We start from the raw sequence: 13,512 nt of genomic DNA on the forward strand, positions 1-13,512 counted from the left end.
TCCCGGTCCTGCGCGACCTGCCGTTCATAAAGCGGTTCGACGTCGAGGGTGCCTATCGCTATTCGGATTACAGCACCGTCGGCGGCACCCATACGTGGAAGGGTGGCGCAACCTGGTCGCCGTTCGCCGGGATCAGCTTCCGCGGCGTCCGCTCGCGCAGCGTCCGCACCCCCAATTTCGGCGAGCTCTACGAGGCGCAGATCCAGACGCTCACCGGATCGATCGACGATCCGTGCGAGGATGTGTCCTATTACGCCAGCGAGCGGCGCGCGGCGAACTGCCGGGCGCTCGGCATCACCACGCCGTTGCCCGATTCGAAGATCGGGCCGGTCGTCACCACGGGTGGCAATCCGAACCTCCAGCCCGAGACGTCGAACAGCCTGACGCTGGGCGTCGTGCTCCAGCCGAAGTTCCTGCCCGGTTTCGACCTGACCGTCGATTACTGGGACATCGACATCAAGGACGTCATCACCCAGTTCAGCTATGCGACGCTGCTCAGGCTGTGCGTCGACGCGCCGACGATCGACAACCCGTATTGCGGCCGCATCGTCCGCGATCCGGTGGCGCACAATCCGACGTCGGTGGAGTCGAACCAGCTCAACGCGGCGCGCCTCTATGCGCGCGGCATCGATTTCGGCGCGGCGTATCGGCATCGGCTGGGCGCGGGCCAGCTCAACCTCTCGTTCAAGGGCACCTACCTGCTCGACAAGGTGACCGAGACCACGCCGGGCATCGATTCGGGCAACGTGATCGCCGACGGCGGCTGGCAGGACGCACGTTTCCGCGGAACGTTGATGACCGCGTACCGGCTGAACAAGGTCAACGTCGCGCTGGACACGCGCTTCATCAGCGCCACCACCTATGACCTGAATACCGATTCGGACGAATCCTATCCGGACAACCATGTCCCGGCGCGGGTGTATAACGACCTTTCGGTGCAGGTCGACGTGGCGAAGAACTATCAGTTCGGCCTTGGCGTAAAGAACATCTTCAACGTCATGCCGCCCTATGTGCCGACGATCTATCGCAACGATACGGTTTATGGCGTCGTCGGGCGGTATTTCTTTGCGAACGTCAAGATCAAGCTGTGAGGCGGCGCGATCTCGGGCGCGGGCGCGATTGACGTCCGGTTCGGCATGGCCTTGCTCCTTCTGGTAGACAGGGCCATGCCGGCGACCGGTCGGATGAAGGTAAGGGGGCGGATCATGCGGATCGATCGACACAGGCTCATCGGTGTCGTGGCGGCGGGGATCATGGCGCTCGCCCTGCCCGCCGCCGCGCGGACCGCGCCGGGCGGAGCCAAGGCGGAGGTGGTGCGCGGGGTCGAGGCGCGGGCCAAGCTGGCGCAGGTCATCAGCGACCAGTTGTTCAGCTATGCCGAGCTGGGGTTTCAGGAAACCGAAACCGCGCGTTACCTGACCACGCTGCTCGAAAAGGAAGGCTTCACCGTCGAGCGAGGCGTCGCCGGGTTGCCGACCGGCTGGGTGGCGCGCTGGACCAACGGCAGCGGCGGCCCGGTGATCGCGCTGGGCAGCGACATCGACGGCATTCCCAAGGCGAGCCAGACCCCCGGCATCCCGTGGCGCCAGCCGATGGTCGAGGGGGGACCGGGACATGGCGAAGGCCATAACAGCGGACAGGCGCTCAACATCGTCGCGGCGCTGGCGGTCAGGGACTGGATGGTCCGCACCAACACGCCGGGCACGCTGGTGCTGTGGCCCGGCGTCGCGGAGGAGCTGCTCGGCGGCAAGGCCTATCTGGTGCGCGAAGGTGTGTTCAAGGGCGTCGACGCGGCGATCTTCACCCATGTCGCCAGCCAGCTCGCCACCGGCTGGGGCCAGCCGAGCGGCACCGGGATGGTCAGCGTCGAATACACCTTCAAGGGCGAAAGCGCGCATGCCGCCGGTGCGCCGTGGCGCGGCCGCTCCGCGCTCGACGGCGTCATTGCCATGGCCAACGGCTGGGAGATGCGCCGCGAGCATCTGCGGCCCGAGCAGCGCTCGCACTATGTCATCAGCGATGGCGGCGACCAGCCCAACGTGGTGCCGTCGCAGGCAAAGATCTGGTTCTATCTGCGCGAGCAGAGCTTCGACGCCATCGCCACGATGCTCAAGACCGCCGACGACATCGCCGACGGCGCCGCCAAGATCTCCAGCACCACCGTCAGCCGGCGCCTGCTGGGTACGGCGGCGATCCAGCATTTCAACCGGCCGATGGCGGAAGCGGCGCAGGCCAATATCGTCGCGGTGGGGATGCCCAAATGGGACGCCGACGACCAGGCGTTCGCCAAGGCGGTGCAGGCGAATGTCGGCGCGACGGTGCACGACGGGCTGGAGACCGAACTGGCAAAGCTTGGCCCCCCGCCCGCGAAGCCGGCGTCGGGCGGGTCCGACGATGTGGGTGACGTGAGCTGGACGGTGCCGACGATCACGCTCCGCTATCCCTCGAACATTCCGGGGCTGCCGGGGCATAACTGGACAAACGCGATCGCGATGGCGACGCCGATCGCGCACAAGGGCGTCGAGGCCGGGGCCAGGGTGATGGCGATGACGATCGTCGACCTGCTGACCCGGCCCAAGCTGCTCGCCGATGCCAGGGCTTATTTCCGCGACGTCCAGAACAAGGACCAGCACTATATCCCGGTGCTGGCCAGCGACGATGCGCCGGCGACGTGGCTCAACGCCGAGACGATGGCGCGCTACCAGCCCGATCTGGCCAAACGCTATTATGATCCGCAGCGTTACGGCTCGTATCTGGAACAGCTCAGGGTCAAATGGCCGACGCTGGGCACCGGGCCGGCGGAGGCGAAATAGCGGCGTTGGCCGGCCGATAAGAAGCGCCGAACGGCAAATCGCTCGCCGGTTGCGCGGCGGGCGGTGGCAGGCCGAGCGGACGCCAGAAGCGGACGAAGGCACCCTCCATCGGGGCCGGGTCGTAACAGCCGCCGGTTCGGCTCACCTTCAACCCGATCCACCGGATGCCGGGGACGCCTACGCGTCTCCGGCCTTGTCGCCCATGCCGTCCGCCAGCATGCGCATCAGTCTGACAAGCTCCTCGAAGTCCCGGGTGCTCCAATCCTGGAACAGGCGGACCGCCATCGTCTCACGTGCGCGGTCGATCGCATCCGTCGCGGTCTTGCCGCTCGGCGTGATCACCGCTTCCTTCACGCGCCCGTCCCGCACGCTGGCCTTGCGCGTGACGAGGCCAAGCGCCTCCAGTCGGGCGATCTGGCGGCTCACGGTGGTATAGTCCCGTCCGACCCCGGCGGCGAGTTCGACGACACCGATCGGACCCAGACGCTCGACCGATACCAGCAGCGGGAACAGAGCGCGCTCGAGCGAAAGGCCCGCCCCCGCGAGCATCGCATCGTCGCGCTCGGGCGCGTTCATCATCCGGACGATGTCGATGAGCGCACGGTGCAGCTTGGGAAGCTGGGCGCTAATATGTGTATTTTGCACTTTAATTGTTGACACGACCGCGCTCCATCCGGGATATATGCATAATACACATAGGAGTCGTGACATGGAACAGCCGATCGACGTGGAGGTGCTCATATGCGGCGCCGGCGCCGCGGGCCTGACGCTCGCCATCGAGCTCGCGCGGCGCGGCATCGCCTTGCGCATCGTCGAGAAGCTGCCGGCGCCATTCGCCGGATCGCGTGGCAAGGGCATCCAGCTGCGCACGCAAGAGGTGTTCGAGGATATCGGTGTCATCGACCGACTGTTCGCGGTCGGCGGGCTCTACCCCGGGCAGCGCGAGTATCTTTCCGATGGCGGCTGCCGGGATTCCGACCTCATGGAGGCGTCCGTCGCCAGCCCGACCGAGCCGTTCAATCTGCCGCTGATGGTGCCGCAGTTCCTGACCGAGCGTGTCCTGCGCGACCGTCTCGCCGAGCTCGGCCATCTGGTCGAATTCGGCTGCGAGCTCATTTCGTTCGCGCAGGATGATGCAGCGGTCGTCGCTCAACTCGGCGCGCCGCAAGCGCCGGAGACCGTCCGCGCAAGGTACCTGATCGGCGCCGATGGCGGCCGCAGCATCGTCCGCAAGGCGCTCGGCATCGGTTTTCCGGGAAAGACGCTCGGCGTCCGTGCGCTGGTCGCCGACGTCACGCTGTCCGGCTTGTCGCGCGATTTCTGGCACCGCTTCGGCGGGGGCGACATGCAGCGGCAGGTCTCGATCTGCCCGCTGGCGGGGACCGGCCATTTCCAGATCCAGGCGCCCGTGCCGATCGAGGGCGACGTGGAGACGACGGTCGACGCTCTCAACGCTCTTGTCGTCGACCGCACCGGTCGCGACGACATTCTCGTCGGCGCGGTATCCTGGGCATCGGTGTATTCCATGAACGCGCGGCTTGCGGACCGATACCGGGTGGGTCGAGTCCTTCTGGTCGGCGACGCCGCGCATATCCATCCGCCAACCGGCGGACAGGGACTCAATACCAGCGTGCAGGACGCCTATAATCTGGGGTGGAAGCTGGCGGCGGTGCTGCGGGGCGGGCAGGACAGGCTGTTGACCAGTTACGAGGAAGAGCGTCGCGCGATCGCCGCCGAAATGCTTGGCCTGTCGACCGGATTGCTCGACCAGATGAAGCAGGGAGTCCTGCGCAGGGGCCGTGACGTCCAGCAACTCGACCTGGGCTATCGGGGCTCCTCGCTCGCGTTGGACGCGGTGGGCCGCGACACCGTTGTCCAGGCGGGAGACCGAGCGCCCGACGCCCGTTTGACCGGCAGCGCCGGCCAGCCGCGACGGATATTCGACCTGCTGTCCGGCCCGCACTGGACGATGTTCGACTATGGCGGCGGCGGTAACGGCATCACGCCACGACCCGGCCTGCGAATTCACCGGATCGGGCCGGGACTGGACCTCGCCGACGATCGCGGCGAATTCGCTTCCGCCTACGGAGTGGAGAACGGCGACTGCGTGGTGATCCGCCCCGACGGCTATATCGGCGCCATCGTGGCGTGCGAGCAGGCTCCGCGGCTCGCAGCCTACCTGCATGGAGTCGGTGTCGACTGAGTGGTCGCGGTTTCGGCGCGGCGGTGATGGTCGCCTAGGCATTAAGGGCAAAGCGGCGGACCTTTTCCCGCTTCCTCGGCACCTATTTGCTCTGCGCCGTCGCGAGACACCGGGGCTGGGGGCAACCCGCCGCGCCCCGCGTGAACCCGCCTTCTTCATTGCGCCCGCAAAACAAGAGGGGCCGGCTTCAACAGGAAGCCGGCCCCTCAGCCCCATACGCTACGCGGGGATACGCAAACTCGTTATCGGCAGTAGTTCGGACGGTCCGACCGATCGATCGCGCGGCCGGCCAGCGCGCCGGCGCCGGCGCCGATGATCGCGCCCAGCGCCCCGTCGCCGCGCCCGGCGACCGATGTGCCGATCAGCCCGCCGGCGATCGCGCCGATGATCGTGCCGCCGTCGCCGTCGCGGCACTCGCGGCCGCCGCGATAGGCATAGTTGGGCCCGCGATAATTCCGATAGCCGCGCTGGTCGCGATAATCGCGATAGCCGCGATCCTGGCGATAGCCGTCCTGATAGCGGCCCTGCGACGCGTAACGATCGTAACGCTGCGCCATCGCGGGCGCCGGGGCCAGGCTGACGACACCCATCGCGAACGCGGCGCCGGCAAGCGTGAGCTTCTTGAACATGGTGTGTCTCCTCGCAATTCGTGCCGGCGTTGGTGCGGCACGGCCGCCGTCGACAAAGCCTGATTCGCACAACCGGCTTGAGCGGTTCCTGAATCCGTTGGTTATCCTGGGTTCAGGCGAAGCCCTTCCGCCCGGCGCCGGCTTCGGGCAGAGCGGCGGCGTGCGTATCCTCCGCGTGATCCTCGCCGTGCTGCTGCTGTGTCCGGGCTGGTCGGGCGAGGAGCGGCTGGCGCTCTATCGCGGCACGCCGGAGGTGCGGACCAGCCGGGTGGCACTGGCGCCGGACGGGATACGCCAGGTCGGTGCGCTGACTTTCCTCGGGGGGCTTCATTTCAAGAGCGGCGACCGCGCGTTCGGCGGCTATTCGGCGATGACCGTCGACGGCGACCGCTTCACACTCTTGTCGGACGGCGGGCTGGTGTTCAGCTTTCGCATGGCGTCGCCGATGCGGCCCTTTGCCCCGCGCTTCGGCGTGTTGCCCGACGGTCCCGGATCGGGCTGGCGCAAGCTCGATCGGGACAGCGAATCGATGGCGCTCGATCCGGCGACCGGCCAGGTCTGGGTGGGATTCGAGCGCGCCAACATGATCTGGCGCTACAGCCCCGGCTTCGCACGGGCGGAGGCGTCGGTGGCGCCGCCGGCGATGGCGAAATGGCCGCTGAACAGCGGGGCGGAGGCGATGGTGCGGCTGCGCGACGGCGGCTTCCTGGTGTTTTCGGAAGGAAAGCGCGCGCCGGGCGGGGGCAGGGTGGCGCTGCGCTTCGCCGGCGATCCGGTGACTGGGCCGCGGCGGGGCTTCGCCTTCACCTTCGTGCCGCCCGATCACTACCAGCCGACCGACGCGGCCGAACTGCCCGACGGGCGCCTGCTGGTGCTGACCCGCCGCGCGACGGTAAAGACCGGATTCGTCAACACGCTGGTGCTGCTCGACCAGCGCGCGATCACCCCCGGTGCGCGCGTGCGCGGGCGGGAGATCGCCGCGCTGGAGGCGCCGCTGATCCACGACAATTTCGAAGGGATCGCGGTGACGCGGGAGGGCGGGGCGACGATTGTGTGGCTGGTGTCGGACGACAACAGCTCGACCTGGTTCCAGCGCACTTTGCTGCTCAAGTTCCGGCTCGATCTGCCGGCGCGTGCTCTGACGCGCAAACGCGAACGGCCCGCTCTTCCGGGGAAGAGCGGGCCGGTTCCGCAGGCGTCAGGCGGCGATTAGGCCGCGGCGACCGCGCTGCTGAGCTTCTTGCGGATGTCGCGCTTCAGGCGACGTGCGCGCAGCGACAGATCGTCGTCGCTGGTCTTGATCAGCCAGTTGTCGAGACCGCCGACATGCTCGACCGAGCGCAGCCCGTGCGTCGACACGCGCAGCTTGACGCCGGTGCCCAGCGCGTCGCTGATCAGCGTCACGTTCTGCAGGTTGGGCAGAAAGGTCCGCTTGGTCTTGTTGTTGGCGTGGGAAACGTTGTTCCCCACCTGCCGGCCCTTGCCGGTCAGCTCGCAGATGCGCGACATTGTGCTCGTTCCTGAGTTTCGGCCCGATCCCAAGAGATCATGCCCGGAAAGGCGGCGCACGTAACCGGAGACGGCCGGCGCGTCAACCGATTCGACGATCGGGGCACATCGATGCGCGTGCAACCCGGCGGGGCGCTGCCGCGTTATTTCGCGAACGAACCGATTGGAGGAGACCGGATTATGCGCACGCTACTCGCCCTGCTGGGCCTCGCCGTGGTGGTGCTGGTCGTGCTGATGGCGCTCGGCATGGTCAGCATCGACCAGACGCGCGAGGCCAGCCTGCCCAAGATCAGGATCGAGGGCGGGCAGGCGCCGCAGTTCAAGGCGGACGTCGGCAGCATCAACGTCGGCACGGTCAACAAGACGGTCGAAGTGCCCTCGATCCAGGTCGAAAAGGCCGACAACGCCGCCGTCGCGCAATAGGGCTGAAGCCCCCGAACCGTCATCCCTACGCGGGCAGGGGCGACGGCGGGGACGACGGATGAAAGGGCACCACCGCCGCCGCCGGCGCTTGCCCGCATGTGATCCGGTCTGGCTTCGACAAGCCGGTCGCACGCGCTAGGATGCGGCGATGTTCCCGCTCCCCGATCCGATGCGCGCGGCGCTGGACGCCGCGCACGCCGCCGCCGCCGCCGGCGAGGTGCCGGTCGGCGCGGCGCTGGTCCACGCCGGCCGGGTGATCGCGGTCGCCGGCAATGCCCCGCGCGGGCTGTGCGATCCCACCGCCCACGCCGAGATGCGGGTGATTCGCGAGGGCGCGGCGGCGTTGGGGCGCGAGCGGTTGGAGGATTGCGACCTGTGGGTGACGCTGGAGCCGTGCGCGATGTGCGCGGGCGCGATCGCCCACGCCCGCATCGCCCGCCTCTATTACGCCGCGCCCGATGCGAAGGGCGGCGCGGTCGAGCATGGCCCCCGGCTGTTCACCCAGCCGACGCTGCATCACCGGCCCCAGGTCTATCCCGGCATCGGCGAGGGGGAGGCGGCGGCGCTGCTGCGCGATTTCTTCGCCGCCCGGCGGTAGTGCCCGGGGTCGTACGCCGGCGCAGGCCGGAGCGTCGGGAGCCGTCGAATCACCCGCCGCGCGGTGCTCCGGCCTGCGCTAGAGCACAGGCCGGAGACCTCCGGTCACCCCGCGTCGGTGATCGGCACGACCTTGATCTCGACGCGGCGGTTGGCGGCGCGGCCGTCCTCGGTGGCGTTTGATGCGACCGGCTGGGTCTTGCCAAAACCGCGCGTGCCGATGCGCGCGCCCTGCACGCCGTGGCTCGACAGATAGTCGGCGACCGACGTCGCTCGGCGTTCGGACAGGCGCAGGTTGTAATCGTCGCTGCCGGTCGAATCGGTGTGGCCATAGACGTCGACATAGGTGCGGTCATATTGCCGCAGCACGTCGGCGACCTGGTCGAGCGTGCCGCGGAACTGCGGCTGGATACTCGCATCGTCATAGGCGAAGGTGATGCCCGACGGCATGTTGAGCACCAGGTCGTCGCCCTGGCGGGTCACCTGCACGTCGGTGCCGGCGGTGCGGCGGCGCAGCTCCTGCTCCTGCTTGTCCATGTAGGCGCCGACGCCCGCGCCGGCGATCGCGCCGATGCCGGCGCCCAGGATCTTTTCGGTCCGGTCATGCCGACCGCCGACCAGATCGCCGATCAGATAGCCGCCCAGCGCGCCCGCCGCCGCGCCCCAGCCGGCCTTGGCCGGGCGGCGCTCGCCGGTTTCCGGGTCGGTCACGCACGCGCTGGTCAGCGCGAGGGCCGCCAGCGCCATTCCGACCGAAAGCTTGGCACGAATCATTGTTGAACCTCCCATATTCCGGGCATCAAACCCGGTTTCCGGCGCGCTTGTTCCCGGTATGCGCTGAACGCGGCATGACGCGGCTGTTGTGAAGCGGCAAGCTTCGCGGCTAAAGAGGCGCGCCCGCCATGCCCGCGCTTCCTCCTTTCCCGTGGATCGACGTCGCGATCATCCTTGCGCTGATCGTGCTCAATGGCGTGTTCTCGATGAGCGAGCTGGCGATCGTCTCGGCGCGCAAGGCGCGGCTGGAGGCGTTGGCGAAGGGCGGCGGGCGCGGCGCCGCCACCGCGATCCAGCTTGCCGCCGATCCCGGCAAGTTCCTGTCGACCGTCCAGATCGGCATCACCCTGATCGGGATCATCGCCGGCGCCTATTCGGGCGCCAGCCTGGGCGAGCCGACCGCCGCGCGGATCGCCGCGCTGGGCGTCGCCCACGATAGCGCGGCCACCATCGCCTATATTATCGTCATCGGCCTCACCACCTTCGCGTCGCTGATCGTGGGGGAACTGGTGCCCAAGCAATTCGCCCTGCGCTCGCCGGAGCCGATCGCGGCGGCGATGGCGGTGCCGATGCTGTGGCTTTCGCGAATCACCGCGCCGGTGGTGTGGCTGCTCGACACCACCAGCGCGCTGGTGTTCCGCCTGATCGGCCTGCGCCGTGAATCGGAGAATCATGTCACCGCCGAGGAGCTGCACCTGATCGTCGCCGAAGCCTCCAAGTCCGGGGTGATCGAGGAGCATGAACGTTCGATCATCTCGGGTGTGGTGCGGCTGGCCGACCGGCCGGTGCGCGAAGTGATGACGCCGCGCACCGACGTCGACTGGCTCGACGTGTCGCTGGATGAAATCGGGGTCCGCAACGCGCTGCTGGCGACGCCGCGCACCCGGCTGCCGGTGGCGGAGGGGTCGATCGACGCGGTGATCGGCGTGGTCGAGGCGCGATCGATCGCGGTCGCGCTGATCGAGGGGCGTCCGCTCGACCTGCGACTGCTGATGCGCCCGGCGCCGGTGCTGCCCGATCAGGTCGACGCGATGGACGCGCTGGGTGTGCTGCGCCGCGCCGAGGTGCCCATGGGGCTGGTCACCGACGAATACGGCCATTTCGAAGGGGTGGTGACCCCGACCGACCTGCTCGCCGCGATCGCCGGCGGCTTCGCGTCGGATGTCGATCCGCAGGACGATCCGGCGGTGGTGGTGCGCGACGACGGCTCGCTGCTGGTCGCCGGCAGCGTTTCCGCCGATCGCCTCGCCGAACGCCTCGACATGACGCTCGACGAAGACCGCGACTATGCGACGGTGGCAGGCCTCGCGCTGGCGATCTTCAAGCGCCTGCCCAAGGAGGGTGAGAGCTTCGTCGAACAGGGCTGGCGCTTCGAGGTGGTCGACATGGACGGCCACAAGATCGACAAGCTGCTGGTCAACCGGGCGGGGTAGCCGGCGGGCACTGATGGGCGATCTTGTAGGGGCGGCCCCAGCATCGCGCGAATTTTTCCAGCACGTGGAGGTTCATCGGCCAGCGAATGATGACGGGCTTGCCGCCGGCGCCCGTGATCCGGTCCAGATCGGCGGGGCGCGGAAGGCCGGCGAGCTTCGCCCGAGCATCGTCGAAACTCGCCCGGTCGCCCCGCAGAAAGGCGATGCTGCCGTCGACGTAGAGGTTCCAGCCCCAGCGATCCTCGGCCACGGGCTTGCGCGATTGCTCGAACAGGGTGACGCCTTGCGCATACTGGCCGGCGCTGGCGCGCAGCTGCCCCTGATGCCACAGCAGAATCGTGTCCGCTGCCGTGTGGGCACTCCGCCAATCGCGGATCAGGTCGGCGGCCTGCGGATCGCAGCCACCGCCCGCCACCGCCCGCCAGCCGCCGCCCATGTCCTGATCGAAGGCGGCCTGATCGAGCGCCAGCATGGCGTCACGATCGAAACCGCAATCGATCGCGCCCGGCGACAGCGGGGCCACGAGGATCGCGAGCAGGGCGAACATCACCTGGCCACCCTCAATCGATCGCCGGGCGGCTCACAGCTTCCCGAACGCCGCCTCAAAGCCGGCCCGGTCGTTGCGGGCGAGATAGCCGGCCTGTTCGATCCAGCGGTCGCGCGTCATCCGCCCCTTGAACGCGCCCAGTTGGGCGTCGAGCGCGTCGGCGTCGGCCGGGGTCAGCTCGGCGATTTGCTGATAGCGGGTGACGCCCAGCTCCTTCAACCGCGCCGCCAGCTTGGGGCCGACGCCTTTCATCCGGGTGAAGTCGTCGTTGGTGGAGGCGGGCGCAGCCGCGGGCGGCGGCGGTGCGGCAAGCTCGGCGGCGATCGTCGCGGGCGCCGCCTCGAACGGCGCGGCGGCGACTACCGGCGTGTCCGCCAGCGGCGGGGGGGGCGGGGCGACCGGTGGCGCGACCGGCTCGGCGACGATGGGCGCGAGCGGTTCCGCGATCGGCGGGACCGGCACCGGCGCCGGAGCGGATACGGGCGGGGCGGCGATCGCGCCATCCCCGGCGTTGCGGCGGGCGGCGGCGCGCAATCCCCACCAGATCGCCACCACCGCCACGATCACCGCGATCGCGATCACGACGATGTTGGTGGTGGTCAGCCAGTGCATCTGTCCGCTCGCCGCGTCCGCCGGGGTCAAAGTGCCGTCCATCGCTCCGCTCCGCTGCTTGTCATGCCGAATCGACTCTAGCGCGCGGAGCGGCTCCGTCGACCCCCGCTAGTCCCGGCGGGGGACAGCCTGCCCGCGCTTGTCGGCAAGTTCCGTCAGCTTGACGAATTCCTGCGCCAATCACCGCCGTGCGCGAGCATCATCGCGCCGACGACGCATCCGGCGAACAGCGCCCCCTCCAGCGCCCCGGTCGCGGCCTGGCTGGCGAGGCCGAAGCCGGGTTCGCGAAACAACGCGCCGATCGCGTCGAGCCGCAGCCGCGATCCGGCAAAGCCGTGGCTGATCAGGTCGAGGCTGCCGCCCATCAATCGTCCGCCGAGCAGCGGAATGGCGGCGCCCGCCACGCCGCCGCTCAGCGCGGCCAGTGCGACGCCGTGGCGCGGCGCGCGCCGCTCCGCCAGCCATGCGCCCAGCCCGACAGCGCCACCCAGCACCACGCCCTCGGCCGCGCCGGTGATGTCGCCCGGCGACTGGCCGAGCACGAGGTTGAACGCGTCGGTGCCGAGCAGCTTGACCACCGCGCCGACCGCCAGCCCGCCCAGCGCGCCCCCGACGACGCGCCGCAGCCAGCGGCGGCCGGGAAGAGCGTCCGCCACCGCGATCCCGAAGGCGACGCCGGCCGCGCCGATCGTCGCGATGACCAGCGTCAGACAGGCGACGACGAGCAGGATCGACAGCGTCCCCACCCCCGCCTGCGACGGCTGCGCGGCGGCGGCGAAGCCGTAGAACAGGCCGCCGGCGATCCCGGCGACCGCGCCGCCGCCGGTTCCGGCCGCGGTCAGGCGCAGGACGTCGCGCCAGCGACGCGACGCGGCGGGGGGCGTGGACGGGAGCGGGGGCGCAACGGCCTCCCCGACCGGGGCGATGAAGCGATAGCCGTGCTTGGGCACCGTCTCGATCAGGCGCGGGTGGGCGGCGTCGTCGCCCAGCGCGCGGCGCAGCGCCCTGATGCACTGGGTCAGCGCCTCATCGGTGACCGGCACGCCGTGCCACACCTCGTCGAGGAAGCGGTCCTTGGTGACCAGCCTGCCCTGTTCGCGCACCAGCAGCACCAGCGCATCGAGATAGCGCGCGTTGAGCGCCACCGGGCCCGCTTCGTCCATCAGCCGGCGATCCTCGACGTCGAGGACGAAACGGTCGAAGCGGAGGCTGCCGGCGGCCATGGTCGGGGCGGCGCCCTATTCCCCCCGCTCGCGGGCGATCTCGCGCCAGCCGATGTCGCGGCGGCAAAATCCGGTCGGGAAATCGATCGCGTCGACCGCGCGATAGGCGGCGGCCTGCGCCTCGGCCACGCTGGCGCCCAGCGCTGTCACCGCCAGCACGCGCCCGCCGCTGGCCACCAGCGCGTCGCCGTCGCGGCGGGTGCCGGCGTGGAACACCTTCGCCCCGGTCGCCTCCGCCGCGCCGATTCCGCCGATCGCGCCGCCACTTACCGGCGTGCCGGGATAGCCGTGCGCCGCCATCACCACCGTCATCGCGGCCTCGTCGCGCCACGTCGCCTCGCGCCCGGCCAGCGTACCGTCGTCGGTGGCGATCATCAGTTCGAGCAGGTCGCTGTCCAGCCGCAGCATCAGCGCCTCACATTCGGGATCGCCGAAGCGCGCGTTATACTCGATCAGCTTGGGACCGTCGGCAGTCAGCATCAGCCCGGCATAGAGCACGCCCTGGAACGGCGTCCCTACCCGCGCCAGCGCATCGACGGTCGGCCGCACGATCTCGTCGATCGCGCGCGCCTCCAGTTCCGGCGTCAGCACCCGCGCCGGGCTGTATGCGCCCATCCCGCCGGTGTTGGGGCCGGTGTCGCCCTCACCCACCCGCTTGTGATCCTGCGCGTTGCCAAAGGCCAGCAGCGCGGTGCCGTCGGTCAGCACGAACAGGCTGGCCTCCTCACCGCTCAGGAACTCCTCGATCA

General features: G+C 69.4%; 15 protein-coding genes. 7 read left to right on the forward strand and 8 right to left on the reverse strand.

Features of this window, described 5'->3' with window-relative positions; genetic code table 11:
* Both VNR91_RS08920 and VNR91_RS08925 read left to right on the forward strand, forming a co-directional pair.
* A partial coding sequence (locus tag VNR91_RS08920; RefSeq protein WP_325490413.1) for a TonB-dependent receptor domain-containing protein occupies positions 1–1,091 on the forward strand: 1,091 nt, incomplete at its 5' end.
* Between the two features lie 114 nt (positions 1,092–1,205).
* Complete coding sequence (locus VNR91_RS08925) at positions 1,206–2,813, forward strand: amidohydrolase (RefSeq protein ID WP_325490414.1); 1,608 nt, start codon at positions 1,206–1,208, stop codon at positions 2,811–2,813.
* A 177-nt stretch (positions 2,814–2,990) separates the two neighbouring features.
* Here VNR91_RS08925 and VNR91_RS08930 read toward each other — a convergent pair whose 3' ends face one another.
* Positions 2,991–3,389, reverse strand: coding sequence for a MarR family winged helix-turn-helix transcriptional regulator (locus VNR91_RS08930; protein ID WP_325490415.1), 399 nt, complete (start codon positions 3,387–3,389; stop codon positions 2,991–2,993).
* Between the two features lie 133 nt (positions 3,390–3,522).
* On the opposite strand from VNR91_RS08930, the gene VNR91_RS08935 reads away from it, so the two are divergent.
* Complete coding sequence (locus VNR91_RS08935; RefSeq protein ID WP_325490416.1) at positions 3,523–5,016, forward strand: FAD-dependent oxidoreductase; 1,494 nt, start codon at positions 3,523–3,525, stop codon at positions 5,014–5,016.
* Positions 5,017–5,258: 242 nt separating this feature from the next.
* Here VNR91_RS08935 and VNR91_RS08940 read toward each other — a convergent pair whose 3' ends face one another.
* A complete protein-coding gene (locus VNR91_RS08940; protein WP_325490417.1) occupies positions 5,259–5,645 on the reverse strand; it encodes a glycine zipper 2TM domain-containing protein in 387 nt (128 codons plus the stop codon).
* 160 nt (positions 5,646–5,805) lie between these two features.
* Here VNR91_RS08940 and VNR91_RS08945 point away from each other — a divergent pair, with 160 nt between their 5' ends.
* Positions 5,806–6,858: an esterase-like activity of phytase family protein gene (locus VNR91_RS08945; protein ID WP_325490418.1), complete on the forward strand. Its 1,053-nt coding sequence runs from the start codon at positions 5,806–5,808 to the stop codon at positions 6,856–6,858.
* On the opposite strand, the gene rpmB is transcribed toward VNR91_RS08945, so the two are convergent.
* A complete protein-coding gene (gene rpmB, locus VNR91_RS08950) occupies positions 6,855–7,154 on the reverse strand; it encodes a 50S ribosomal protein L28 (RefSeq protein WP_325490419.1) in 300 nt (99 codons plus the stop codon). The two genes, VNR91_RS08945 and rpmB, sit on opposite strands and share 4 nt — an antisense overlap.
* Before the next feature lie 180 nt (positions 7,155–7,334).
* On the opposite strand from rpmB, the gene VNR91_RS08955 reads away from it, so the two are divergent.
* Both VNR91_RS08955 and VNR91_RS08960 read left to right on the forward strand, forming a co-directional pair.
* Complete coding sequence (locus VNR91_RS08955) at positions 7,335–7,577, forward strand: hypothetical protein (RefSeq protein ID WP_325490420.1); 243 nt, start codon at positions 7,335–7,337, stop codon at positions 7,575–7,577.
* A gap of 169 nt (positions 7,578–7,746) precedes the next feature.
* Positions 7,747–8,175 carry a nucleoside deaminase gene (locus VNR91_RS08960; protein ID WP_325490427.1) on the forward strand — a complete coding sequence of 143 codons (429 nt, stop codon included), beginning with the start codon at positions 7,747–7,749 and terminating at the stop codon, positions 8,173–8,175.
* 104 nt (positions 8,176–8,279) lie between these two features.
* On the opposite strand, the gene VNR91_RS08965 is transcribed toward VNR91_RS08960, so the two are convergent.
* Complete coding sequence (locus VNR91_RS08965) at positions 8,280–8,948, reverse strand: OmpA family protein (protein ID WP_325490421.1); 669 nt, start codon at positions 8,946–8,948, stop codon at positions 8,280–8,282.
* Between the two features lie 128 nt (positions 8,949–9,076).
* On the opposite strand from VNR91_RS08965, the gene VNR91_RS08970 reads away from it, so the two are divergent.
* Positions 9,077–10,381, forward strand: a complete 1,305-nt coding sequence (locus VNR91_RS08970) for a hemolysin family protein (RefSeq protein WP_325490422.1) — start codon at positions 9,077–9,079, stop codon at positions 10,379–10,381.
* Here VNR91_RS08970 and VNR91_RS08975 read toward each other — a convergent pair.
* The 4 genes from VNR91_RS08975 to purD form a co-directional block, all read right to left on the reverse strand.
* Positions 10,365–10,928, reverse strand: a complete 564-nt coding sequence (locus VNR91_RS08975) for a hypothetical protein (RefSeq protein ID WP_325490423.1) — start codon at positions 10,926–10,928, stop codon at positions 10,365–10,367. The two genes, VNR91_RS08970 and VNR91_RS08975, sit on opposite strands and share 17 nt — an antisense overlap.
* 33 nt (positions 10,929–10,961) lie before the next feature.
* Complete coding sequence (locus VNR91_RS08980) at positions 10,962–11,582, reverse strand: hypothetical protein (protein WP_325490424.1); 621 nt, start codon at positions 11,580–11,582, stop codon at positions 10,962–10,964.
* A 113-nt stretch (positions 11,583–11,695) separates the two neighbouring features.
* On the reverse strand, positions 11,696–12,763 hold the full coding sequence (locus VNR91_RS08985; protein ID WP_325490425.1) for a transcriptional regulator: 1,068 nt from the start codon (positions 12,761–12,763) through the stop codon (positions 11,696–11,698).
* 15 nt (positions 12,764–12,778) lie between these two features.
* Positions 12,779–13,512 (reverse strand): phosphoribosylamine--glycine ligase (gene purD, locus VNR91_RS08990; protein WP_325490426.1); only part of this gene is annotated, 734 nt, incomplete at its 5' end.

It is taken from the genome of Sphingomonas sp. (assembly GCF_035555815.1).
In the GTDB taxonomy this organism is placed as follows: Bacteria; Pseudomonadota; Alphaproteobacteria; order Sphingomonadales; family Sphingomonadaceae; genus Sphingomonas.